Raw genomic sequence first — 25,140 nt, 5'->3', positions numbered from 1 at the left:
AAAAAGACGTATACTAATTACCAAATAAGACATACATATGAGATTGAGGTGCCCTTATGATTCATGAAACCATACTAGCTATCATTATTGCATTTGCCATCAGCGCACTGCTTTGTCCCATCATCATCCCTTTTCTGCACAAGCTGAAATTCGGCCAGCAGGTAAGGGACGACGGACCGCAGACACATCTGAAAAAGCAGGGAACGCCTACCATGGGCGGGCTGATCATCCTGTGCAGCATCATCATTACATCTATCTTTTATATCCCCAGTTATCCCAAGATCATTCCGGTCCTGTTCGTGACCGTGGGATTCGGCATCATCGGGTTCCTGGATGACTATATCAAGATTGTGATGAAGCGCTCCGAAGGCCTGAAGCCGATGCAGAAGTTAGTTGGACAATTTGTTATTACAGGCATATTTGCCTGGTACCTGTTAAACAGCGGGGAGGTGGGGACGGATATGCTTATCCCCTTTACAGGCGGGTTTGACGGGGGTAAGTTCCTTTCACTGGGAATCCTTTTTATCCCTGCCCTGTTCTTTATTGTGCTGGGCACGGATAACGGGGTGAATTTTACAGACGGACTGGACGGACTTTGTACCAGCGTCACCATCCTGGTTGCCACCTTCCTTACCATTGTGGCAATTGGGGAGGATATGGGCATCAGTCCCATGACAGGCGCCGTGGTGGGAAGCCTTCTGGGATTCCTTTTGTTCAATGTGTATCCGGCCAAGGTATTTATGGGGGATACGGGGTCCCTGGCCCTGGGCGGTTTTGTGGCGGCTTCGGCTTATATGATGCGCATGCCCCTGTTCATCCCGATCATCGGCCTGATTTACCTTGTGGAGGTCCTGTCTGTAATCATACAGGTTACGTACTTTAAACGCACCGGAGGAAAGCGCATTTTTAAAATGGCGCCGATTCACCACCATTTTGAATTGTGCGGATGGTCGGAAACCAGGGTGGTGGCCGTATTTGCCATTGTGACTGCCATATTATGCATGGTCGCCTATCTGGGACTGTAGCCTGGGCATATTGACGCCAGAAGCCATTACCGGCCGGATGCGGACACATACCGTATTGGAGATGTAAGGAGGTTAATTGACAAATGAACCAAAGTCAGAAAGTATTAGTTGCAGGAACAGGCCTGAGCGGAACCGCGGCGGCCAGGCTCGTGCTTGACAGAGGCGGGGAGGTAGTGCTCTATGACGGCAATGCCTCATTAAAGGAAGAAGAGATTAAGGCGAAATTTGATAAAGAGGCAAAGGTCAGCGTGGTGCTTGGGGAGATAAAGCGCTCCGACCTTCTGGGGGTGGAGCTTTGCATCATCAGTCCCGGCATACCCCTTGACAGCCCCTTTGTGGCTGTTGTGGACGATGCCAAGATTCCAATCCTCGGGGAGATAGAGCTGGCGTACCAGTGTTCCCTTGGAAGGTTGGCAGCCATCACAGGCACCAACGGCAAGACAACAACAACGGCCCTGACAGGGGAAATCCTCAAAGCAAAATATGAGGAAACCTTTGTGGTGGGCAATATCGGCGACCCATACACCTCCAGGGTGCTGGAGATGACGGAGGATTCCGTTACCGTGGCAGAGGTATCCAGTTTCCAGCTGGAGACCATCATGGATTTCCGCCCAAATGTAAGCGCAATACTGAATATCACCCCGGACCATCTGAACCGCCACGGCACCATGGAGAACTATACACGCATTAAGGAATGTATCACCCTGAACCAGACAGAAGATGATTCGGTGGTGCTTAATTACGATGACCCGGTGTTAAGGGAATTTGGACAGGACCCGGACCTTAAACCAAAGGTCACCTGGTTTTCCAGCCGGGAAAAGCTGGCTGACGGTTTCTGCATGAGCGGGGATAACATCGTATACTGCCAGAAGGGGCGTGAGACCATCCTGGTGAACGTCCGCGACATGAAGCTCCTGGGCCGCCATAATTATGAAAATGTAATGGCCGCGGCTGCCATTGGCTTTTTAATGGGCGTTGCCCTGGCGGATATCGGCCGGGTGGCGGAAAACTTCAACCCGGTTGAGCACAGGATTGAATTCGTCCGCGAGAGGACAGGGGTCAGGTATTACAATGACTCCAAGGGAACCAACCCGGATGCGGCCATACAGGCGCTTCGGGCCATGCCGGGACCAACCCTGCTGATTGCAGGCGGTTACGACAAGAACAGCGAATACGATGACTGGGTGTCTGAGTTTGAAGGAAAGGTGCGTTATCTTGTCCTGATTGGACAGACCAGGGATAAGATTGCCGAGTGTGCCAAGAAGCACGGATTCACGGAAATCATGTATGCGGAGGATATGCAGGAGGCGGTGCAGGTGTGCGCGGTTTATGCGGATATCGGCGATTATGTACTGCTCAGCCCGGCCTGTGCAAGCTGGGGAATGTTTAAGGATTATGAAGAGCGCGGGCGCGTCTTTAAGGAGTGCGTCATGGCGTTGTAGGAGGTAATTGCGTATGGCGGGAAAGGTGCAGACGGCCGCCCGGCCGGAAAGACAGGCAGGGCGCCCGGCCGGAACACAGGACATAAGAGAACAGCAGATGCCAAAGAAGAAAAAGAAGGCCAGACATTTCTATGATTACAGCCTTTTATTCTGCATCATTTTCCTGACATCCTTTGGATTGGTAATGATTTACAGCGCCAGTTCCTATTCGGCCCAGCTGAATTATAAGGGGAACGGCGCATACTTCATGGAACGTCAGGCCATGATTGCGGCAGCCGGATTCGTGGGCATGCTTATCATTTCCAAGATAGACTACCATATATTTGCCAGGTTTTCCGTGGCAGCTTATCTGATGTCCTACATACTCATGATAGCGGTAAGCTTTGTGGGCAAGGAGGTAAACGGCAAGAAGCGCTGGCTTCCCCTGGGCCCCTTCAGTTTCCAGCCCACGGAGTTTGTCAAGATTGCCCTGATCGTGCTTCTGGCGGCCATGATTACCACCATGGGTATGAAAATCAATAAATGGAAGAATATGGGCTATATCGTGGCCCTGACGCTGCCCATTGCGGGTCTGGTTGCTATGAACAACCTGAGTTCAGGCATCATTGTCTGCGGTATTGCCTTTGTCATGCTTTTTGTGGCATGTAAGGTCAAATGGCCCTTTTTCACCCTTGGGGCCCTGGGTCTTGGGACCCTGGCCTTTGCAGGGCCCATCGGAAAGTTCCTGATGACCATCAAGCTCCTTCAGCCATACCAGTTCCGTCGGATCGAGGCGTGGCTGAACCCTGAGTCGGACCCCACGGACAAGGGCTTCCAGGTGCTTCAGGGACTGTATGCCATTGGATCGGGCGGCCTGGTGGGACAGGGGCTGGGGGAGAGCATCCAGAAGCTGGGCTTCCTTCCGGAGTCCCAGAACGATATGATTTTTGCCATCATATGTGAGGAACTGGGGCTGTTCGGGGCAGTATCCATCATCCTGATCTTCCTGTTCATGATATACAGGTTCATGCTCATTGCCAACAATGCCCCCGACCTGTTCGGAGCCCTTTTGGTGGTCGGTGTCATGGGACATATCGCCATCCAGGTCATACTGAACATTGCGGTTGTCACCAATACCATTCCCAATACAGGCATCACGCTGCCCTTTATCAGTTACGGGGGCACGTCGGTCCTGTTCCTGCTCATGGAGATGGGGATTGTCCTGAGCGTGTCCAATCAGATTAAATTGGAAAAGTGACGCACAAGGGGGCGCGTCCCGGCATATGCTTAAAGTAGATCGTGTTTTCTGCGGAAGGCATATATACCAGGAGGTGCCCCTATTGTCTGTTATTCAGGTTTTTGGTCTTACTCCCTTGGAAGGGGAGATATCCATACAAGGTTCTAAAAACGCAGTCCTGCCCATGGCGGCAGCCGCGCTGCTTCACAGAGGTATTACGGTCCTGACCAATGTACCGGTCATCCGGGACGTGGCCTGTATGGTGGACATACTGGAGTATCTGGGAGCCAGATGCTGCCACAAAGGCGACTGCCTTGTCATCGACGCCCGCCATATCACCGGGACCAGTATTCCGGAAACGTATGTAACGGCCATGCGTTCCTCCATTGTGGTGCTCAGCGCGCTGCTGGGCCGGATGGGCGAAGGAAGGAGCTGTTATCCGGGCGGATGTCTCATCGGCGCGCGCCCCATAGACCTTCATCTGATGGCCCTGCAGGCCCTGGGAGCCGAGATAAAAGAGCATGACGGGCTGATTGAAGCCAGGTGCAGGGATGCCCAGGGACTTAAGGGCACGGAAATCCATCTCCCCTATCCAAGTGTGGGCGCAACGGAGCAGGCTATCCTGGCCTCGGTGCTGGCAAAGGAGGTCACGGTGATTCATGGCGCTGCCAAGGAGCCGGAAATCAGCCAGCTGTGCCGCTTCCTCAATAACATGGGGGCGGTTATCTGCGGTATGGGCACGGACCATCTGATGATACAGGGCGTGGAGGAACTTCATGACAGCAGCTTCCGTGTGGAAGGGGACAGGATAGTGGCCGGAACCTACGCGGCGGCCGTCATGGCTGCAATGGGAAGCATTACCTTGAAAGAGGTGCGGGCGGCAGAGCTGGAACTTCCATTGGAGATGCTTAAACGTTCAGGCGCATCCATCCAAAAGGACAGCTGCTGCAGGCAGATCCGCATTGAGATGAAGAAACGCCCCCTGCCCCTGGACATAAAGACTGGTCCATATCCGGAATTCCCAACGGACCTTCAGTCCCCTTACATGGCGTTCCTGGCATCGGGACAGGGAACCAGCACCATTGTGGAGCAGGTGTTCGAGGGAAGGTTTGCCACGGCAAAAGCCCTGGTGCAGATGGGGGCCGCGGTGGAGACAGAGGGACAGCGGGCGGTGATTAAAGGCAGCTATCCTTTAAAAGGTGCAAGCGTATATGCCTCTGATTTAAGGGGCGGGGCAGCCCTGGCAGTGGCGGCCCTGGCAGCAGAGGGGGAAACCCTTATCAATGACTGCCAACATATTGAGCGGGGGTATGAGGATATATGCCGGGATATGGCGGCTCTTGGCGCTGATATCAGGTGGCTGGATAAATAAAATCATAACCAGGTGAGGTACTGCATGAGGAATTTTTTGAGAAAACATCACATGGGAGCGGGAATTGCCGTAACAATCATATTGCTTGCGGCAATCCTGCTTCTGTCTGTGCATATACAGAATATCACGGTCACGGGAAGCAAACGGTATAACGCTTCTCAGATGGAGGAATTCCTGTTTTCCGGCAGATGGGGAAAGAACTCGGCCTATGCGTATTTTACGGACAGGTTCCGCCCGCACCGCCAGATTCCCTTTGTGGAGGATTACAAGGTGGTGTTCCACGGACCCTTCAATGTGGAAATCATTATATATGAAAAGAGTATTGTGGGATATGTTTCCTACATGAGCAGCTACATGTATTTTGACAAGGACGGAATCGTGGTGGAGAGCTCCAGCAGCCAGCTGGACGGGGTTCCATGGGTTACAGGGCTGGATTTTGGACAGATTGTACTTCACAGGGCCCTTCCTGTGGATGATAAGGAGATCTTCGAGGAGATACTGAACCTGACCCAGCAGCTGTCCTCATATAAGATTGCAGTGGACAGGATACAGTATGATGCCCATGGACAGGCTACCCTGTTCATTGGCCAGATGGAGGTCACCCTGGGCAGCAATACGGATATTGACGGCAAGATTTCCACACTCAGCGACATCCTGGCAGCCCAGCCCCAGCTGACCCAGATAAGCGGGACCATGCGGCTGGAAAATTATTCGGAAGCAGACAGCAGGGCAGGGATTACTTTTAAAAGAAAATGAAAAAATGCCCATCTGCGGAAGAATCAGATGGGCATGATTGGAATATTATGAAGTTAATTCATCAATGATTGCTTGTATATTATCAAGACATCCGCCACATACGGTACCTGCTCCGGTGGCAGCCTGTACATCTTCTAAGGTTTTAGCACTGGAATCGACTGCATCCTTTATCATGCCGGCTGTTACGTCATTACAAAAACAGATAGTTTCGTTTAAATCCATGGTATACACCTCCTAATGATGCTAGTATACGTATTTCCTTATTATTTATACGAGGTAAGGTGTTGGATTCAAAAGGTAATGGGGAAGATATTATCCAAACTGCTCCCCCGGCTGTCTGTCTATGGAGAGCAGTCAAATAAAAGATATGAGTTTGTGGATGTTGTATTACTGAAAATATTGAAATCAGACCATCTCACATAACATTTAGTCCGGTAGCGAAACAGAACAATCTGAAAGATAAACATCGTGTCAGGGTATTGGTAATACAATACTTTTTGATAATGATCAGGTGGTACCTCCGACAACTTTAACTTGAAACTGTACACTGGCTGTCCCAAGTGATGCAATGTTGGGGATGGTGTAGGTCAGGGTATTATTCGTAACTGTGGGCGTGGCAGCAGTACCATTAACCGTAAAGGATCCGGTTACAAATGTGGCGCCGGTTGGAATGGTATCTGTAAATGGTAAATTCGTTAAAGCATTTAAGCTGACATTGGTCACTGTAATGGTATAGGTTAAAGTATCGCCGATACTGGCGGTCAGTTTATCAACCGTCTTAAGCAATGTGGGCTGGAGGAGCAGGACAGTCGAGACAGAGTTGCTGTTGATTGGATTCCCGCCATATGTGACGCTGGCAGTATTGTCAAGTTTATTTATAATAGCCAATTTATTCACCTCGCTTATTTGAAAGTTAATATAATATATGCGGACAAGGACAGAGTGTTACGATATGGTTTGGGCCTTAAAAAGGAGATTCATATTTTATGAAAAATGGAAGTGGCCCAGGGTGTGTTTGAACATTCATTCCCATCCTCTGATTTAAAGGGGAGATGAAAGCTGAAACAAATGTTGTCATCCCTTCTTGAATCTGGTACAATGTCCATGAGTGATGCGGATTCTGTCCTCTATGAGGAAGAGGCGCAGAAATATATGGATGTTGTTGAAATCCCTAAGATTGGATATAGTATTCATAGACAGGTACATCATATAACTGTACCGAGAAGATTCAGCAGAACCGGCGGTCGGCATCCTGTATATGGGAAAATGTAAGAGGAGGCAGGTGGGAGATATATTCAGGCGGTTCCGCTATACGGAAACCTTGGTTTGGATAAAAATGATAATGAAGACATAGTATTGGCTTTATCTGAAATGGTTGGTTTTTTCCCTAAAAAACAGAAGCAGATTGTTTATTACAGCGGACTGGAAAAAATCAGTTCCTTCATAATATAATGTATGTAAGCCGCCAAAATATAGACATGCCCCATATAATGGGTATTGCATGCTCTGGGCATAGGGTTGCAGAGGCCATGGACCTGAAAGAGACGGATATTCATTGGGAACATGGAGATATTAATATTAAATGTTACTCATGCCATGATGCAGTGGGAGATTAAGACAATCATAAGCGCGGTGGTTTAAGAGCGGGTAACCAGAAACCATTGGAAATACGGAACATATGTTCGGGAGCTGTGAAGGCTGCATGAAAGCGCCTGCAAATTTACAGGCCATGCCGTAAAAGCAAGAAGTAGAAGGAATTAGCTGAAATATAATTTTTATTAAAAAAGCTATTGATATTTTTTGTAAAATCAAATATAGTATTAGTTAGACCAGAAATCAAAGAGAAATTGATATGATAATAGAAGTACAGGCTTGGCTTAAAATGGCAGTATGGGAATAAAAGGAGGATATGAATCTTGTTAGAGATTAAGATAAATGAGTCGGACAACGCCGCCAGGATTATAGTAGTGGGAGTGGGCGGTGCAGGCAACAACGCAGTGAACCGTATGATTGATGAGAACATTGCGGGGGTGGAGTTTATTGGTGTTAATACCGATAAGCAGGCCCTTCAGTTTTGTAAGGCACCTACTGCCATGCAGATTGGCGAGAAGCTGACCAAGGGTTTAGGCGCAGGCGCCAGACCTGACATTGGTGAGAAGGCAGCTGAGGAAAGTTCAGAAGAGATTTCACAGGCCCTTAAGGGAGCGGACATGGTGTTCGTAACCTGCGGCATGGGAGGCGGTACCGGTACGGGCGCTGCTCCGGTGGTTGCCAAGATTGCAAAGGATATGGGTATCCTTACGGTTGGCGTTGTTACCAAACCGTTCCGTTTTGAAGCTAAGACGCGTATGAGCAATGCTCTTGAAGGTATCGAGAATCTGAAGAACAGTGTCGATACCTTAATTGTGATTCCCAATGACAGGCTCCTTGAGATTGTGGACAGGCGTACCACCATGCCGGATGCGCTTAAGAAGGCAGATGAGGTGCTTCAGCAGGCAGTACAGGGAATTACAGACCTGATTAATGTTCCCGGCTTAATCAACCTGGATTTTGCTGATGTACAGACCGTCATGATTGACAAGGGAATCGCCCACATCGGTATCGGTAAGGCCAAGGGAGACGACAAGGCCATCGAGGCTGTTAAGCAGGCAGTGTCCAGTCCTCTGTTAGAAACCACCATTGAAGGCGCAAGCCATGTCATCATCAATATATCCGGCGATATCAGCCTGATTGAAGCCAATGAGGCTGCAAGCTATGTTCAGGAGCTGTCAGGGGATGAGGCCAATATCATATTTGGCGCCATGTATGATGAGAATGCCCAGGATGAGGCCACCATTACCGTGATTGCAACCGGTTTGGACGAGCACGGCGCCAATGCGTCCGTATCCACTGCCATGAAGGGCTTTACCAGCTTCAAGGGCAAGACAAGCCCTGCGGCTTCTGCGGCAGCAGTACCTCATGCGGCAGCGCCTGAGGCAGCGGCAACTGCTTCCACGCCATACAGCAGGCCTATCCAGGGATATACCCCGAGCTATAATCCGGCTGGTTCCGGAAGCCAGGGTGGATACACTGCGCCGAAATTTAATCCGAACCAGGGATATTCTGCAGGTAATACGCAGAATCAGAACCCAAATCCGAATCCGGCCCCAACACATTCCTTTAGGCCGGCGGCTAATAAGGAGATGCAGATTAATATACCGGATTTCCTGAAGAATAGGAGATAAAAGAACTTGATTGTATGCAGGGGCATGTAGGGATACATGCCCTTTTTTCAGTTGTCATAAAAACCGGATAAACGAAAGGATCCGTGCAAGGTTCCGTTACAGGGAGCAGGCTGTCATTTCACTGGCAGACTGCTCCCTGCCGATTTTTGTCGATAAATTTTCCCCTCTTCCTCTGTTCTTTCGACACCATTCGTACTTCAGAATAGCTATAATGGCTTTCAGAAAGTTTTTCAGGGAGGTGAGGCCGGGCTGAGTGGTTTATACAGTATACATAGACGTGGTATTTGCGGTCAATACCATCATGGACATGGTGGTGCTGGCCATATTGAACAGGGTGTTATCATACAGGACGACCAAGAGCAGGCTGTTTGCAGGGGCTGTGATTGGCGGGATATGGTCCTGTCTGGTGAGTGTGGTTCCCGGTCTTCCTCCTGTTGTGGAGATACTGGGAACCTACGTGGCAGTGAGCAGTCTTATGGCGGTGGCTGCCTATCATCTCAAAAGCTTTAGGGAAGTTGTAAAATCCGTGGCAGGTATTTATCTTGTATCCGTGGTGCTTGGAGGTGTGATGCTTGTGCTGTATGAGCATACGCGGGCCGGATATTATGCCTGGAGGATCATGAAGGCCGGAAGGGATACAGGAATCCCGGTCATGGCCTGGCTTTTGATGATGATAGGGGCCGCACTGGCCTGCTATGGCTTTTCAGGAGGTATAAAGGGGCTTATCTGTTCCATGGCACGGAGAAAAGACCTTTGCAGGGTCATATTAAAATACGGGGAACGAGAAGAAACAGTTACTGGATTAATTGACACAGGCAACCGCCTGAGGGAACCTGTCAGCGGACAGCCGGTACACGTTGCCACAGCAGGGCTCATGACCCGGCTGTGTCCGGCGGTAAAGGGTGTGGTATATGTGCCTTACCAGTCCGTAGGGACCAGCCATGGAGTGCTTCCGGCTGTGTTCATTGACCGGATCAGGGTGGAACAGGAGGGCCGGGTTTATTGCCTGGAAAAACCTCTGATAGCCATCACAAAGCAGGGTTTGTCTCCCTCAGGAGAGTATCAGATATTGATACAGAAAACCGATGAAGGAACCTAAATAACACGCAGCTTACAACGTACAGGAGGACATTTCCATGATTATAAAAGTATCCATACCAAACCGCTTTCAGTTAAAGACCGTACCAAGTTTCAGGACCGTGCTCATGCCAAAGCAGGGCGAAGTCCATTATATCGGGGGCGCTGACATACTCCCTCCGCCTCTTGAATCAGAGGAAGAGAGCAGGATGATAGGGCTTTTAGGAGGGGAAGACGACAAAGGCGCCAGGTCAACCCTGATTGAGCACAACCTGAGACTGGTGGTTTACATAGCAAAGAAATTTGATAATACCAGCGTAGGCGTGGAGGATCTGATATCCATTGGAACCATCGGCCTTATCAAGGCAATCAACACCTTTAAGCCGGATAAGAACATCAAGCTGGCAACCTACGCGTCCAGGTGTATTGAGAATGAGATACTCATGTATCTGAGAAGGAATAACAAGACACGGCTGGAGGTATCAATCGATGAACCGTTGAATGTGGATTGGGATGGAAATGAACTTCTGCTTTCGGATATTCTTGGGACGGATGAGGACGTGATATACCATGATATTGAGGATGAGATAGAGAAGAGCCTGCTGAACAATGCAATCAGCCGGCTGAACCCAAGAGAGCGCAAAATCGTGGAACTCAGGTATGGTCTTACAAATGAGGACGGGGAGGAGATGACGCAGAAGGAGGTGGCTGATTTACTGGGCATTTCCCAATCTTATATTTCCAGACTGGAAAAGAAAATCATGAAACGCCTCAAAAAAGAAATTGTAAGATTTGAATAGGATGGAAAAGTCAGCCGTGTTGCTGGCTTTTTCTTTTTTCTGATTTTACAGCCCGGTACTTGTCATGGAGAGGAAAATGGGCTAAATTATAGGTATGGATATCTGACGATGTATGGCAGCGCGCCTTCAGGGGAGGCCGGGGCGTCCAGCCGGGGGGAACCGGGGTACGTCATGCAGACATCAGCAGGGGGGAAGGTAAATGTCAGGAGATATGGAACAGACAGGGGAGGCCCAGGTGTCCTACCGTCTGGATGATAAGGAGCAGGAAGAATTCATCCAATGGTTTGGCAGGTCATTCCTCAGACGGAAAAGGGACGCACAGCTGGCGGGAATGAATTTTCAGACATATCCCAGGCCGGATGTTTCGAACCTGAAAGAGGATACAAAAATCCGGATGGAATCCAGGAGTATTCATATATGGTCAGGCCAGAAGGAATTGAACCTTCTGTATTCCACTTTGACAGACCTGGAAGAAACCGGGACATTAATCCTGTTTTTTGCACAGAAGGAATTCTGGGCAGTGCCAAAACGTGCACTTGGTGGTGAAGATGGGGCCGGGAAATGGCTTGGGCAGCTAAAGGCCTTCTGCAGCAGGGGTATCTGTGAACGGACGGATTTTGAGGCGGTAAGGGAACGGTGCCGCAGGAATGGGAGCCGCTGCTTTTATTTTACCAGGACAGTGGACCAGGTTATGGAAGCATACATGGGTCTTGGCAGGAAAGAAAAGGAACTGCAGAACCTGAGGAACCTGGCGGTATTTCCCTACCGCTATGCAGGCGTCCAGGCGCTTACGCTGGAGCCGGACGGAATCTATGAATATGGGGAGCGCTCCATGGCACGGCATCTGTATGGGGATTTAAAATCCGCGGTTCATACCCGGGACTGCCTGTATTTGATAAAAGGGGATGGGGAAGAAATCATGCTGCCCGTGGATTGTTTGGACGGTATGGGGGAACCGGGGCAGGAGCGGTTGGAAAACCAGGGAGAACCAGAGCCGGAGCCGCCTTTGTGTATAAGCCGGTTCCTGGCGGTGTGTAATGGCCGGAGGCCGCCGGGGCTTCCCGGACTGAATCCTGTTAAGCTTGACACCCCAAAGACGCAGGAACGGTCTAAGCGGCGTGTATGGATACGGTCCCGGCTGGATCCGGACAGACTGACTGTGATGAACCCATACAGAAAGCATGGGAAATCCGGCGCGGGCTGGTTCTCAGAATATAGAAAAAGGAAAGAGGAACTATCCGGCCGGCGTTGGTGGAAGTGCCAGAAAAAGCGGAATAAACAGAAGGGTTCAGGAGGCATGGGCCATCCGGTCAGCGGATACATGCTGATTGGGATGACAGCCCTCATTACAGTGGCCATTGCCATCTGGGGACGAAGCCTGGGCAAAAGTCTCAGGACCGGCGGCCATCTGGATTATTTCTATCATCCCGGAGTATTTTTAAGCGGCGCCGGATATTTCCATATGATAGACGACATGTCTGCGGAGGCAGCGCGTGTAAGGGCTGAATTATTACAGGTGGATGAGGAAGAACAGGACAGGGGTGGGGCGGATGATGCCTGGAAGGCGCAGTATATGGTAACCGTGCCGGATGACACGGTATTTGACCAGGTGGGAAAGGATGGGACCTATGTGTCATCCAAACAATATTTTACCATCCAGCTTCCGCCGGGAGAGTGGGAAGACCTCAGCCTGTCAAGGGACGATGACCATCTGGCCTCATCCTGGGCACATGTCGTGGTCCGAGGCTATCGCACCGAGGGAAGACCGCGCCCGATGACGGGTACAGGCATCCCAAAGACAAAGGACGAATACATGAAGCAGATGAAAGCCAATATGGCGGAAAATGAAAAACTGCTTAAGCGTCAGGTCCCCATTCCCCAGGTGGCAGGGTATACGTACCAGGAAAAGGATGGCTGTATTCTTATTAGGAAGGAAATCCGCAGTACGGAGGGGGATGGGAAATATAGCCTGGATTTAAGCCTGATGGCTCCGGAGTATACCTACACGGTATCTATCTGGCTGGAGGAGGAGACACCGGAGAATATCGGGAAGGCCAGGGCAGTCCTTGATTCCTTCCGTCTATTGGACATTTCCACAGGAATCTGCAGGCAGATGGAGGACGCGGTGTTCCGCGGCTATTATGGAAGGAATATAGTGATGACCAGCTGTCTGGTACTTTTGGAAGAGGAGATGGGGGATGAGGATATCAGGGAATGCCTGGACAAGGTGAAAAAGATAGATAAGGGATTTATTGGTTCAAGGCAGGGACAGGCACTGGCTGTCCGGAGCAAGGACAGCCGCTGGCTGGGAATAGACAGCCCAAGCCTGCAGCAGAACTGTTATGAGCCGAACGCCAGGAAGGTATCGGAAATCTTCCAGGCAGATGTGATCCTGTATGATGAATTTGACGGGGACCTGCTGATGGTGGCATATTGCAGCAAGGACCAGAAGCATTCCTGCCAAAGGGCCACGTCCTTTCATAAAGACATACTGGAGCAGGAGTTCCAGTGTTATGGCGCGGAGCAGAAGTTTCCGGAGGAGCTGCTGCAGTATATGGACCTGTCAATGGAGGAGGCATCGGCTATCTGGGAGGATATGGATGTGGTATTCCAGATAGAGAAGTGGGAAGCGCTGGCCAGCCATATGACCAGGATGCCGGTGCCCCGGGAGTTCATCGGCATGTGGGATATTGCTGCGTTTGGGGACGGCTTTGAGGTGATACGGGAATAGGCGGCTGACAGCGCCCGCAGGCCAGGGAACCGGGTTGGATTTCCTGCCTGCGGGCGCTTTTGTCTTATCTCATCTGTATCATATTATCCTTAATCTTGAATGTCCCAAAGCTGCGGATAAAGCTGGAAATACGGCTGAACCCATATTGCTTCACATCAAAGGAGGGGAATGCCTTTTTCAGCTCTTCATGGACAATGCTCAGGTTGTCCACATGTCCTTTATTCTCCCGTATCATACGGATGATTTCCTTTTCAATCTCAGCCTTGGAAATGCTGGCGCTTTTCTCCTGTACAAAGTAACCGCCATGCAGCTTCACCACCTGGAAATCATTGTTGTCCATGCTTTCAAGGAAGGTGGAGAGTTTGGAATAACCGTAGTTCCTCACATCAAAATCCGAGAAACGTTTGGTCAGGAAATTGCCCACGCGGGCCAGGATGATGGGCTGGTTCTGGCTGTTGTTCTCAATCAGCAGCTTGGCAATGGCCTTCTGGATCTCATCAATGCTTGTGATGGTCTTCTGGTTCTCAATCACAGTGGCTTCAGGCGCGTCATCGGAAGAAATGATCTCCAGCAGCTTGAAGGTATCACAGGCAGCCCTGAATGGCTTGGGGGTTTTCTGCTCGCCGATTCCCATTACAAACATCCCGGCCTCCCTGAGGCGCTGGGCAAGCTTGGTAAAGTCAGAATCACTGGATACCAGGCAGAAACCGTCCACATTGCCGGAATAGAGGATGTCCATGGCATCGATGATCATGGCGGAATCCGTGGCATTCTTTCCGGTGGTGTAGCTGTACTGCTGGATGGGGTTCACGGACCAGTCCAGTAATACGTTCTTCCAGCTGCGTTTCTCATTGTCCGTCCAGTCCCCGTATATCCGCTTATAGGTGGCGATTCCCTGGTCTGAGACCTCGTCCAGGATATACTTGATATACTTAGGTGATACGTTGTCCGCATCAATTAATACTGCAAATCTTCTTTCACATTGTTCCATAGATATGTTCACTTTCTTATTTTATTTCTTACTATATCCAGTGTAACATATCACAGGAGGGGCTTCAAGAAAAAGTGAGCGACAAACATGCACAATCGTATAATTTTCTGCACGTATGTCAGCTTAAATAGGTCTTCATGCTCTTTAAAGCATTTTTTTCCAGACGGCTGACCTGTGCCTGGCTGATGTGGATTTCCTCGGCCACCTCGGTCTGGGTCTTTCCTTCAAAGAACCGCATATCGATAATATGGCGTTCCCGCTCCGGCAGACGTTTCATGGCTTCCACCAGTGACAGGTCCTCCACCCAGTTTTCCTCCAGGTTTTTCTTGTCGCTGATCTGGTCCATTACATAAAGCGGGTCGCCGCCGTCCGTGTACACGGGCTCGTAAAGACTGACGGGTGTCTGTATGGCATCCAGTGCATAAGTGATATCTTCTTTGGACACACCGATTTCCTGGGCTATTTCCATGAGGGTGGGTTCTTTGGAATTGACCCTTGTCAGCTGTTCCCTTGCATAGAGGGCTTTATAGGCCGTATCCCTGAGGGAACGGCTTACGCGTATGGAATTGTTGTCGCGCAGGTATCTGCGGACCTCGCCCAGTATCATGGGAACCGCATAGGTAGAGAATTTAACATTCTGGGTGATGTCAAAATTATCAATGGCTTTAATCAGGCCGATGCAGCCAATCTGAAACAGGTCATCTATGTTCTCCTGGCTGTTTGAAAACCGCTGTATTACGCTTAGTACCAGGCGCAGGTTCCCTTTAATGTACTGCTCCCTGGCGTTTTTATCTCCGTTCAGTATCCTCTTGAATAGTTCCTCTTTTTCTTCATTACTCAGTAAAGGCAGCTTGGCGGTATTGACTCCGCAAATCTCAACTTTGTAGCCCGACATAATCCTTACCTCCGTTATATTGCCATACATCCTGACATAAAAAAATGGCAGGACTGCACTGGATGAATCTGCTATAACGAAATGATGTACGGATTCGGATGGTTTTATACGATTTGGGGGTAGAAAAAGATTTCCATTTTTTGTATTTCGAAGATGTAAAGGGAGAGGACGGCGGCGGTGCTGATTCATTTATCAGCGCCGCCGCCGTCCTTTGAAGGATTTTGGACGTAATAATGAAGGGCCGCCAATCATATATATGTAAAAAACATATATGAGGTATCCATGCAGACCATAACACAGTACACGTTGACGGACCAGATGGAGTACCAGGGAATGCCGGTCCTGAACTGCCAGATCCGATATCCCCAGTTTTCCAGTACCTGCGGTCAGGACAGCTCATGGCAGGTCAATGAGTTCTACCGTTCCATGGCAGAGGAAAAGGGGGCATACTGCCGCAGCAGCCTGTATCCGGAGGCGGTCAGCGCATTTGAATACAGCCGTACCGGCAATTTCCCCTTTTTCCCCTATGAATTTGATATAGGTTATACGGTGACATATAATGATGGTTGTTTTGTCAGCCTGTATTTTGACCAGTATGAATTTACGGGAGGCGCCCACGGCTCGACCAGACGCACGTCCCAGACCTGGGATTTTGAAACCGGACGCCAGCTTGGGTTAGGCAGTTTTTATCCGGATTATCCAGACTATATCAAGGATATCCAAAGCTGGATTGAGTACGAGATTGCCGGAAGGCTTAAATCAGAACCTTCCACGTATTTTGAGGATTATCCTGAATTGCTGCGAAGCACATTCCAGGCCGGGAATTTCTACCTTACGCCTCAGGGCATTGTGGTGTATTACCAGCAGTATGACATTGCACCTTATTCCACCGGAATAACGGAATTCCTCCTGCCTTTTTCAGGGACAGACTCGTGACACGGAGGATGGTCCATGCACACGGACCCTCACACGGCAAACAAAGAAACAGCGCCGGGATTTGAACCCCTGGGCGCTGTTTTTTGTGATGTCTTACTGGGTATTCTTCCGGTACAGGATTAATAATCCTTTTAACAGAAGCGCGTCATCCACTATGATATTGTGGCGGCACAGCGGCGCGATGAACCTGGACAGGCCGCCTGTGGCGATAATCGTTGGGACCTCGCCCAGCTCCAGCGCCATGCGGTCCAGGATGCCGTCTATCATATCCACATTGCCGTAGATGATGCCGGACCTCATGCAGTCAATGGTATTCTTGCCGATGACATGGCTTGGGACCTCCAGGCTGATGTAGGGAAGCTGGGCTGTCTTGCTGCTCAGGGAATTGAGGGAAACCTTGAGTCCGGGCAGGATGACGCCCCCGATATAATTCCCCTTCTTGTCCACCGTGCAAAGGGTTGTGGCAGTGCCCATGTCAATGACAACAAGGGGCAGGGGATGCTCATGGCTGGCAGCCACCGCGTCCACGATCTGGTCGCTTCCAACGGTCTTGGGGTTGTCCATGATGATGTTCATGCCGGTCTTCATGCCGGAACCCACCAGCAGGGGGGATATGCCGGTGACCTTTTTAACGGCGCTCATGATGGTGGAGTTAAGGGGAGGGACCACGGAAGACAGGATGGCGCCTTCAATGGAGGAAACATCAATCTGGTTCATCTCCAGGATGTTCTTAAAACTCACCGCGTATTCCGTGTCCGTGCGGCCCTGGTCCGTGGTGACCCGCTCTATAAAATAGGTTCTTTCTTCATCAATACCTCCGATTACCGTGTTGGTATTGCCCATGTCAATCGCTAAAATCATGCAGGGGAACTCCTTTCCATTGGAAAAAATATATGATATACTTTATCATGGATTGTACCATAGAAAGACTTGAAAAACAACAGTCACAATCCCAAGGGAGGAAGCTATGCTAAAAGGAAAGACCGTACTTCTGGGAGTAACAGGCAGTATTGCCGCATATAAGATTGCCATTCTTGCCAGCATGCTGGTCAAGCAGGGGGTAAAAGTGCATGTGCTGATGACAAGGAATGCAGCCAACTTCATCAACCCCATAACATTTGAAAGCCTGACCGGCAATAAGTGTCTGGTGGATACATTTGACAGGAACTTTGAGTTCAGCGTGGAGCATGTGGCCCTTGCAAAGCAGGCGGATGTTGTGATGGTGGCCCCTGCCTCGGCCAATGTGATCGGCAAGATTGCCCATGGCATTGCGGACGACATGCTGACCACCACCATCATGGCGTGCAGGTGCAGGAAAATCATTGCCCCGGCCATGAACACCAATATGTATGAGAACCCAATCCTTCAGGATAATCTGGAGATCTGCCGCCGGTACGGCATGGAGGTCATTGCGCCGGCTTGCGGTTATCTGGCCTGCGGGGATACGGGGGCCGGCAAGATGCCGGAGCCCGAAGTGCTGTACCGGTATATACTGAGGGAGGCCGGATATCCCAAGGACCTGGCAGGAAAGAAGATCCTTGTAACCGCAGGGCCTACCAGGGAAGCCATTGATCCGGTACGTTTCATTACCAACCATTCCACCGGAAAGATGGGGTATGCCATTGCCAGGATAGCAGCATACCGCGGCGCGGATGTCACGCTGGTCAGCGGACCCGTGGATCTTGAACCGCCCCTGTTTGTGGATGTGGTTCCGGTGGAGAGCGCCAGACAGATGTATGAGGCTGTAACAGGGCGCAGCCATGGGCAGGACGTGATTATAAAGGCTGCGGCTGTGGCTGATTACCGCCCGGCTTTTGTTGGTGCTGAGAAGATTAAAAAGTCTGACAGTGACCTTTCCATTGCCTTGGAACGTACGGATGATATCCTTGGCTGGCTGGGCAGTCATCGGGAGGCCGGACAGTTCCTGTGCGGTTTTTCCATGGAGACCCAGAACATGCTGGAGAATTCCAGGGCAAAGCTTGAGCGGAAGAACATTGACATGATTGTGGCCAACAACCTGAAGGTGGAGGGCGCCGGTTTCGGAACGGACACCAACGTGGTGACCATCATTACCAGGCACGGGGAGAAGGAACTTCCCATGATGGGCAAGGAAGAGGTGGCGTACGCACTGCTGACCGAAATCATGGCCTGCCAAACACGCCTTGGGGAATAAGGGACGCTGAGTGACAAAAGTACAGGAGTAGTGCCCATGAAAGGTAAATTGCGCTTGCTGGACCATTTCAACAATATGAAGATAGGCAGGAAGATCATGTCCGCGTTTGTCATGGCGTCCATCGTGCCTATTTTAACCATTCAGTTCATTGGCTACAACATGAATTCCAATTCCCTGAAACGCAAGATTGACACGCTGATGGTAGACAACCTGACCCAGCTGTCGGAGCGCGTGGACCTGACCATGGATATATACTCAAACCTGGTTTATCAGATATATGTGGATGATAAAATCATTGAAAATGTCAACACCCTGCTCAACGGGAATGGGGAGGGCAGGGAGGTGGCCTTCCATGCCATTTACAACCGGCTGCAGCAGGCGGAGAAATCCGTCAGGGGCATCCGGAGCATCAGTGTGATCTGTGCCAATGGTCAGTCTGTTACCTATGATGCGGGCACGGGTTCCTCCATCGAGAATCTTTGGGATGACTATGGGGATTTGCGGGAAATCGCGCCTTACCGTGACGTACAGGGAATGCCGGGCATGCTGGTGACTCCCACCACCAGGCACAAGGGATATGATGGGGATGCGTTTTATTTCCATATTTCCAAATGCATGTATGACTATAACAACCTGGACAGGGGAACCATTGCCACCATTGTCATGAGCGTGGATGAGAGTGTGCTGCGGGACATATGCGCGGTAGCCATTGCAGAGGATGAGGCTGAGTATAACATTAATTTCATTACGGATACCAATGGATTCGTCATATCCTATCCCAATTCCTTCTATACGGGAATCAGCATGAACCCCAAGCTGACCGTGCAGGAATTTGTCCAGGTGACAGGGCTGCTTAAGGGGCAGAACACGGCTGTTAACAAGTATGTCAACGGGCACAGGGGATGGGTCTATTATAATGTCTATAACAAGGATTACATGATGAGGGATATCAGGAATAACCAGATCATGTTCATCCTTATCAGCCTGGCGGCCATCCTGTTTTCCAGCGTCCTCATCAGCTACATCGTGCGCAGGATCGGCAGTTCGGTTGCCCTGATTATAGACGGTATCGACCAGGTGAAGGAGGGGAACCTGAACGTATCCGTGGCACTGGACAGCAAGGACGAACTGGGACAGATTGCCAGCAATTTCAACGATATGACAGGCAAGGTCAGGAACCTGATTGCCGAGGTCTCAGAGGCAAAGGATAAGCAGAAGGATGCGGAAATCCGTGCCCTGGAAGCCCAGATCAACCCGCATTTCCTTTATAATACCCTGGACTCCATCAACTGGATGGCCATTGAAAAGGAAGAGTACGGGATCAGCCGCATGCTGCGCAATCTAGGGGTCATCCTGCGCTACAGCGTGAACAGGAGCAACCAGATGGTCAGCGTGACAGAGGTGGCTGACTGGCTGGAGAAATACATAAGCCTTCAGCAGATGCGGTTCAACCAGTCCTTCCGGTTTGAACTTAATGTAGCTGAGGCAGCAGGGAGCGTAAGGATATACAAGCTGCTTCTGCAGCCCTTTGTGGAAAATGCAGTCATCCATGGATTTAAGGGCATGGAGAAGGGAGGCGTGCTGCGGGTGGACATATTCCTGTCCGACACCGGGGAGCGGCTCAATATCATCATTGAGGACAATGGAAAAGGGATGCCCCGGGAGATGGCGGAGTCCTTTAATGTGCGCGAACAGGCTGTAAGGGACGAGGGCGGAAGCATCGGCCTGCACAATGCGTTTGCGAGGATGGACATGTATTACGGCAGGGAGGCTGTGTGGAATGTCAACAGCATCGAGGGCATGGGGACGGTCATCACACTGACGCTGCCCGTGGGAACCGCTGGCGGGAATTCCTGTCCGGACACGCCTTAGAACGGCCCAAATGGCGGGAGTCTCTGCCCGGACACGATTTAGAGCGGCCCAAATGGCGGGAATCCATGTCCGGACACGCCGAAAATGCAGGAGGATGTTATGAGGATACTGATTGTGGAAGATGAAGTGATGATAAGGGAAGGGCTGGCAAAGCTTATCAAATCCCATACAGGACATACAGTAGCCGGCGAGGCCTCCAATGGGCAGGAAGGACTGAACCTGGCGCTGCGGTTAAGGCCTGAACTGGTTATCACGGACATCCGCATGCCGGTAATGGACGGGCTGCAGATGATAGAAAAACTCCATGATATGAACCTGAACACCAGGGCCGTGATACTCAGCGGCTATTCAGAATTTGAGTATGCCAAGAAGGCCATCTATTACGGGGTGGAGGACTATCTTCTAAAGCCCCTGGCGGCAGAGGATATCGTGGACGTGCTGGAACGCATTGAGAAGAAGATGGAGGAAGAGGAGCAGAAAAACGCAGGCACGCCCGGGCAGTGCATCAAGGAACTGGTATACGGCGGCCTGCTGTCAGAGGAGGAAGCCGGACGCATCAGGGCTATCTGCGGTTTTGAACCTGACAGCCATTATAAACTGTATCTTGGATATACTGGAGAGGCCCCCATTGGTTATGAGGAAGAGATATATGCCAAATGGGAGCAGATAAGCAGACAGCTGCCGGCCATTACCCTGCATATGGCGTCTGATAAGATGCGCCGCAGGTTCATATGCCTGGCCGCCCTGCCGGATACCGGGGATGCCCCATACCTTCTTGGACAGGCAGTGGAGCGCAGGATTGTGCGGCCTTACAGGCAGCGGAGTGAGCGGGCCGTGTGGGCAGAAGTGCCTGCTGACTGCCTGGAGGACATCCAAAAGGCGGCCAGGGACGCGGAATCCCTCTTAAAGGAGGCCATGCCTGTAACGGATGGCGGACTGCTTACAAGGGAGCGCATGGACCGGATTGGATGGAAGGAATTCCATTTTCCGGCGGACATCGGCATGGAAATAAAAAACGCCCTGTGCCGCGGCCTGTGGGATGCTGCCCGGGAATCCGGGGAAATGTTCATACGTTATATGGAAGACGGGCCTTACAAAGAGCAGGAAATCCGCCAGGCATATCTGAAAGCGGTTTACCTGCTGTTAGACACGGTCCGGGAAATTGACGGGGACGCGTATTCACAGCTTCAGAATGCGGACCTTTTATCAAAATGCACGGAGGCGGTCACGCTCCGGGAAATGGAACAGAACTACCGGGACGGCATGGCCCTTGTGTGCAGTCCGCGGCGCATGAAAGAGGATATCAGCAACTACACCATCAAGCGGGCCATCAACTACATAAGGGAGCATTACAAGGAGGGGATATCCCTGGAGGATGTGGCCGGCAGGCTGGGAATCACCCCGGAATACCTGAGCACCCTTTTTAACAGGGAAATGGGGGAGAATTTCTCCACGTTCCTGAGAAAATTCCGTATCAGCCATGCCAAACGGCTTTTAAAGGGCACGGACATGAAGGTATATGAGATTGCGGAGGCAGTAGGGTATACGGATCCCAAGTATTTTGCAAGGGTGTTTAAGGATGAGCTGGGCGTGTCGCCTGGGGATTACAGGCAGCAGTAACAGGCCGGAAGGAATCGGAAGGCTGATAGGAGGGATGACATGGGAAAATGGAAGACAGCGTGTATGGCTGCGCCGTCTGTTTTATCTTCGGCTGTGCGGAGGCTGGGCAGTCTGGCCTTGGCTGAACGGAGGCTGGGCAGTCTGGCCTTGGCAGAGCGGAGGCTGGGCGGTCTGGCCCTGGCTGAGCGGAGGCTGTTTAGTCTGGTCCTGGCTGTCCTGCTTCTGGCTGTCCCGGTCCTGCTTGGCGGATGCGGGGGCCAGCGGGGGGCTGGAGGGGACGGAAACGGAAAACAGGCTGCCGGAGGATCAGGACCCGGGACAGCAGACGCAACTTCAGGGCTTTCCATGGACCGGCAGGACGGCGCCCTTATGGATGAGGGGCCCCGGGAGGTGGTCATCTGGTCTTACTATGAGACAATGAAGCAGAAGGAAGGTCTGGACCGGCTGGTGGAAGGCTTTAATAACCGGCAGAAGGATTATGTGGCAAGATGGGAATACCAGGGGCCGTCTTCTGAATTTAAAAAGCTTCTCTCCATCGGAGTGGCGGAAGGGAACCTGCCGGATGTGGTCATCATCGACAATCCTGATATGAGGAAATATGTGGAGCTGGGGATTTTCGAGGATATAACAGAGACGGTTAAGGCAGATTATGACCTGGCGGAATTCTATCCCGAGGTCATATCCTCGGTACAGTATGACGGCAGGTATTACGGGGTGCCGTTCTGCTGCAATAATGTGGGCCTTGTGTATAACCGGGACATGTTCCGGGAGGCGGGCATCCAGCCGCCGCAGGACTGGGAACAATTCATCCAGGCGGCAGAGACAATGACTACACAGGACAGGTATGGCTTTACCATGTCGGCCATACTGGAAGAGCAGTCTTCCTTCCAGCTGGTGCCCTGGCTTCTGTCCACGGGTGAGGATATGGAAAGCCTGGGCGGGGAAGGAACCGTAAAAGCCCTTTCCATGCTTGCGCATATGGTGGAGAAGGGATATATGCCCAGGGACTGCATCAACTGGTCCCAGGTGGATGTGGCCAGACAGTTCGCCGCAGGAAAATGCGCCATGATGGAAAACGGTCCCTGGGCCCTCCCTTTGGCAGAGGAGGCGGGCATTGATTACGGGGTGGTCAAGCTGCCCGTGGATGAGCGCAGCATAGTGGTGACCGGCGGAGAGAACTTCGGGGTCATCAAGGGAAAGAATGTGGACGGCGCCCTGGCGCTGCTGGCCTATTATTATGAGGACGATGTCATGCTGCGGCTCAATGAACAGATGTACGCCCTGCCTCCTGTCAGGCGGCTGGCCGCAAAGCTTCAGGAGTCCAATCCGGCCTATCAGGTGTTTGCCCAGCAGATGGAACATTGTATTACACGCAGCGCCTATCCGTATTGGCCAAGGATAACCGGGGTATTGTCGGAAAGCCTTTATGGGGTGATGACAGGCGGGCTGTCGCCCCAGGAGGCCGCGGACGCCATAGGGAGTAAAGTCAGGCTGTGCATAGGGAAGAATGATTCTGGGTAGAGAAATTTAATGAGGGTGGATAATTTTAAACCGATTTCCTGTCGGATTTAAAATATATCCACCCTCTTTAATATTTTCCCCTAACAAACCAGACTTCCCTCTCTTATAATGAAACCACCAACAGCAAAACATGATTGAGAGGGAGGTTTTTAAGAATGAAGAAACGATTCATCAGTACAGTATTATGTGCAGCAATGGCTGCTTCCCTGGTTACAGGATGCGGCTCCGGTTCGGGGAACGCGTCCGGCGGCAGCACACAGGCCGCAGCGGACACGGGCAGCAAAAAGGAAGTGGTTATCTGGGATTATTTTGAGACAGATGCACAGAAGGCCATGATGACCACCCTTCTGGATGGGTTCAACGCATCCCAGGATGAATACGTGGCAAGCCACGTGTACGTGCCTTTCTCTGATTATGAGAAACAGCTGACCCTGGGCATTGCATCCGGAGAACTTCCCGACCTGGTCATCCTGGATGGCTGCTCCATGGCATCCTTTATATCATTGGGATTGTTCGGGGATATTTCGGATGCTGATATTAAATGGGATGAATACATAGCCGGACCAATGGAATCTACCATGGCGGACGGCAGGCATTACGGCATTCCCTTTGCAACCAACTGTACGGCCCTGTTCTACAACAAGGATATGTTTGATGCGGCAGGAATTGCATATCCGGATGAGAACACCACATGGGATGACTTCCATGAAATGGCCAAGACGCTTACAAAGGACGGCGTGACCGGCTTTGGCAATGCTGCCACTAATACGGATGAAGGTACATTCCAATGCCTCCAGTGGCTCTATACGGCAGGCGGAAGCTACACCGACATCAAGGGCGGCACCGAGGCATATGAGCTGATGCAGGAAATGATTTCAGACGGCTCCTGGAGCAAAGAGGTTGTCAACTGGACACAGTCAGATGTAAACAACAACTTCATAGCAGGCAACCTGGCCATGCAGCAGAACGGACCATGGCAGATTCCCGGCATTACAAAGGACGCGCCGGACCTGAAGTACGGCGTGACCGTGCTTCCGAAAAAGGATGCCGCTGGCGGCCAGGCCACATCCATCCTTGGCGGCGAGAACATGGGCGTGGTTGCAAAGGATGACACCGCGGGCGCGGTTGCCTTCCTCAAATATTATGACCAGACCGACGTGATGGTGGAGGCCATGAAGCAGTACGGCTCCTTCCCTCCAAAGACAGAGGCGGCCAAGGACCCATACTGGACCGAGGACCCGATCCAGGCGGAATTCATTACCCAGCTGGAGACCTCCATTCCAAGAGGACCGTCCGCATCCTGGCCATCCTATTCCTCCGCGATCCAGAAGGGCTTCCAGGAAGCGCTTACCATGGCAAAGACGCCTGAACAGGTGGCAGAGGACACACAGGCCGCGGTGGACGCCGTAAAGTAGCAATCTTAAAACAAGATACACAGGCTGCCCCGCAGTGACACGGTTGATGCGATACCGGCACGGTTTACGGGCCG

The 25,140-nt window shown here is 51.2% G+C and carries 20 protein-coding genes; 15 read left to right on the top strand and 5 right to left on the bottom strand.

What is annotated here, in order from left to right; all coding sequences use genetic code 11:
- Positions 1-56 precede the first annotated feature (56 nt).
- The 5 genes from mraY (at position 57) to DWX59_RS16980 (ending at position 5,811) form a co-directional block, all read left to right on the top strand.
- Positions 57-1,025: a phospho-N-acetylmuramoyl-pentapeptide-transferase gene (gene mraY, locus DWX59_RS17000; protein WP_008724821.1), complete on the top strand. Its 969-nt coding sequence runs from the start codon at positions 57-59 to the stop codon at positions 1,023-1,025.
- A gap of 83 nt (positions 1,026-1,108) precedes the next feature.
- Positions 1,109-2,467, top strand: coding sequence for a UDP-N-acetylmuramoyl-L-alanine--D-glutamate ligase (gene murD, locus DWX59_RS16995; protein WP_117560411.1), 1,359 nt, complete (start codon positions 1,109-1,111; stop codon positions 2,465-2,467).
- A 13-nt stretch (positions 2,468-2,480) separates the two neighbouring features.
- Positions 2,481-3,704, top strand: a complete 1,224-nt coding sequence (locus tag DWX59_RS16990) for an FtsW/RodA/SpoVE family cell cycle protein (protein WP_117560410.1) — start codon at positions 2,481-2,483, stop codon at positions 3,702-3,704.
- An 82-nt stretch (positions 3,705-3,786) separates the two neighbouring features.
- On the top strand, positions 3,787-5,055 hold the full coding sequence (murA, locus tag DWX59_RS16985; protein WP_117560409.1) for a UDP-N-acetylglucosamine 1-carboxyvinyltransferase: 1,269 nt from the start codon (positions 3,787-3,789) through the stop codon (positions 5,053-5,055).
- Between the two features lie 24 nt (positions 5,056-5,079).
- Positions 5,080-5,811: a cell division protein FtsQ/DivIB gene (locus tag DWX59_RS16980; protein WP_117560408.1), complete on the top strand. Its 732-nt coding sequence runs from the start codon at positions 5,080-5,082 to the stop codon at positions 5,809-5,811.
- 45 nt (positions 5,812-5,856) lie between these two features.
- Here DWX59_RS16980 and DWX59_RS16975 read toward each other — a convergent pair whose 3' ends face one another.
- Positions 5,857-6,033: a (2Fe-2S)-binding protein gene (locus tag DWX59_RS16975; RefSeq protein ID WP_117560407.1), complete on the bottom strand. Its 177-nt coding sequence runs from the start codon at positions 6,031-6,033 to the stop codon at positions 5,857-5,859.
- A 285-nt stretch (positions 6,034-6,318) separates the two neighbouring features.
- Positions 6,319-6,708, bottom strand: coding sequence for a DUF11 domain-containing protein (locus tag DWX59_RS16970; protein ID WP_235845085.1), 390 nt, complete (start codon positions 6,706-6,708; stop codon positions 6,319-6,321).
- A gap of 1,019 nt (positions 6,709-7,727) precedes the next feature.
- On the opposite strand from DWX59_RS16970, the gene ftsZ reads away from it, so the two are divergent.
- The 4 genes from ftsZ to DWX59_RS16950 all read left to right on the top strand — a co-directional run bounded on the left by ftsZ (position 7,728) and on the right by DWX59_RS16950 (position 13,643).
- Positions 7,728-9,035, top strand: coding sequence for a cell division protein FtsZ (gene ftsZ, locus DWX59_RS16965; RefSeq protein WP_117560405.1), 1,308 nt, complete (start codon positions 7,728-7,730; stop codon positions 9,033-9,035).
- Between the two features lie 253 nt (positions 9,036-9,288).
- Complete coding sequence (locus DWX59_RS16960) at positions 9,289-10,134, top strand: sigma-E processing peptidase SpoIIGA (RefSeq protein ID WP_117560404.1); 846 nt, start codon at positions 9,289-9,291, stop codon at positions 10,132-10,134.
- Positions 10,135-10,171: 37 nt separating this feature from the next.
- Complete coding sequence (sigE, locus tag DWX59_RS16955) at positions 10,172-10,912, top strand: RNA polymerase sporulation sigma factor SigE (protein ID WP_117560403.1); 741 nt, start codon at positions 10,172-10,174, stop codon at positions 10,910-10,912.
- A 199-nt stretch (positions 10,913-11,111) separates the two neighbouring features.
- On the top strand, positions 11,112-13,643 hold the full coding sequence (locus DWX59_RS16950; RefSeq protein WP_117560402.1) for a YcxB family protein: 2,532 nt from the start codon (positions 11,112-11,114) through the stop codon (positions 13,641-13,643).
- Positions 13,644-13,707: 64 nt separating this feature from the next.
- Here DWX59_RS16950 and DWX59_RS16945 read toward each other — a convergent pair whose 3' ends face one another.
- Complete coding sequence (locus DWX59_RS16945) at positions 13,708-14,634, bottom strand: NYN domain-containing protein (RefSeq protein WP_117560401.1); 927 nt, start codon at positions 14,632-14,634, stop codon at positions 13,708-13,710.
- A gap of 118 nt (positions 14,635-14,752) precedes the next feature.
- A complete protein-coding gene (sigG, locus tag DWX59_RS16940; protein ID WP_117560400.1) occupies positions 14,753-15,529 on the bottom strand; it encodes an RNA polymerase sporulation sigma factor SigG in 777 nt (258 codons plus the stop codon).
- Between the two features lie 282 nt (positions 15,530-15,811).
- Here sigG and DWX59_RS16935 point away from each other — a divergent pair, with 282 nt between their 5' ends.
- The gene (locus tag DWX59_RS16935; RefSeq protein WP_117560399.1) at positions 15,812-16,465 is read left to right on the top strand and encodes a DUF3298 and DUF4163 domain-containing protein; all 654 of its coding nucleotides are present in this window, start codon (positions 15,812-15,814) and stop codon (positions 16,463-16,465) included.
- A gap of 93 nt (positions 16,466-16,558) precedes the next feature.
- Here DWX59_RS16935 and DWX59_RS16930 read toward each other — a convergent pair whose 3' ends face one another.
- The gene (locus tag DWX59_RS16930; protein ID WP_117560398.1) at positions 16,559-17,326 is read right to left on the bottom strand and encodes a type III pantothenate kinase; all 768 of its coding nucleotides are present in this window, start codon (positions 17,324-17,326) and stop codon (positions 16,559-16,561) included.
- 106 nt (positions 17,327-17,432) lie between these two features.
- Here DWX59_RS16930 and coaBC point away from each other — a divergent pair, with 106 nt between their 5' ends.
- The 5 genes from coaBC to DWX59_RS16905 all read left to right on the top strand — a co-directional run bounded on the left by coaBC (position 17,433) and on the right by DWX59_RS16905 (position 25,066).
- The gene (gene coaBC, locus DWX59_RS16925) at positions 17,433-18,638 is read left to right on the top strand and encodes a bifunctional phosphopantothenoylcysteine decarboxylase/phosphopantothenate--cysteine ligase CoaBC (RefSeq protein WP_117560397.1); all 1,206 of its coding nucleotides are present in this window, start codon (positions 17,433-17,435) and stop codon (positions 18,636-18,638) included.
- 36 nt (positions 18,639-18,674) lie between these two features.
- Entirely contained in the window at positions 18,675-20,510 is a 1,836-nt protein-coding gene (locus DWX59_RS16920) for a cache domain-containing sensor histidine kinase (protein ID WP_117560396.1), read from the top strand.
- Positions 20,511-20,609: 99 nt separating this feature from the next.
- Entirely contained in the window at positions 20,610-22,130 is a 1,521-nt protein-coding gene (locus tag DWX59_RS16915; protein ID WP_117560395.1) for a response regulator transcription factor, read from the top strand.
- A 39-nt stretch (positions 22,131-22,169) separates the two neighbouring features.
- Entirely contained in the window at positions 22,170-23,651 is a 1,482-nt protein-coding gene (locus DWX59_RS16910; RefSeq protein ID WP_227116207.1) for an ABC transporter substrate-binding protein, read from the top strand.
- 155 nt (positions 23,652-23,806) lie between these two features.
- Positions 23,807-25,066, top strand: coding sequence for an extracellular solute-binding protein (locus tag DWX59_RS16905; RefSeq protein WP_117560394.1), 1,260 nt, complete (start codon positions 23,807-23,809; stop codon positions 25,064-25,066).
- Positions 25,067-25,140 lie beyond the last annotated feature (74 nt).

This window comes from Enterocloster aldenensis (genome assembly GCF_003434055.1).
GTDB lineage: Bacteria > Bacillota > Clostridia > Lachnospirales > Lachnospiraceae > Enterocloster > Enterocloster aldenensis.
The sequence above is the reverse complement of the archived record's forward strand: the minus strand, read 5'-3'. Positions and strand labels throughout refer to the sequence as shown.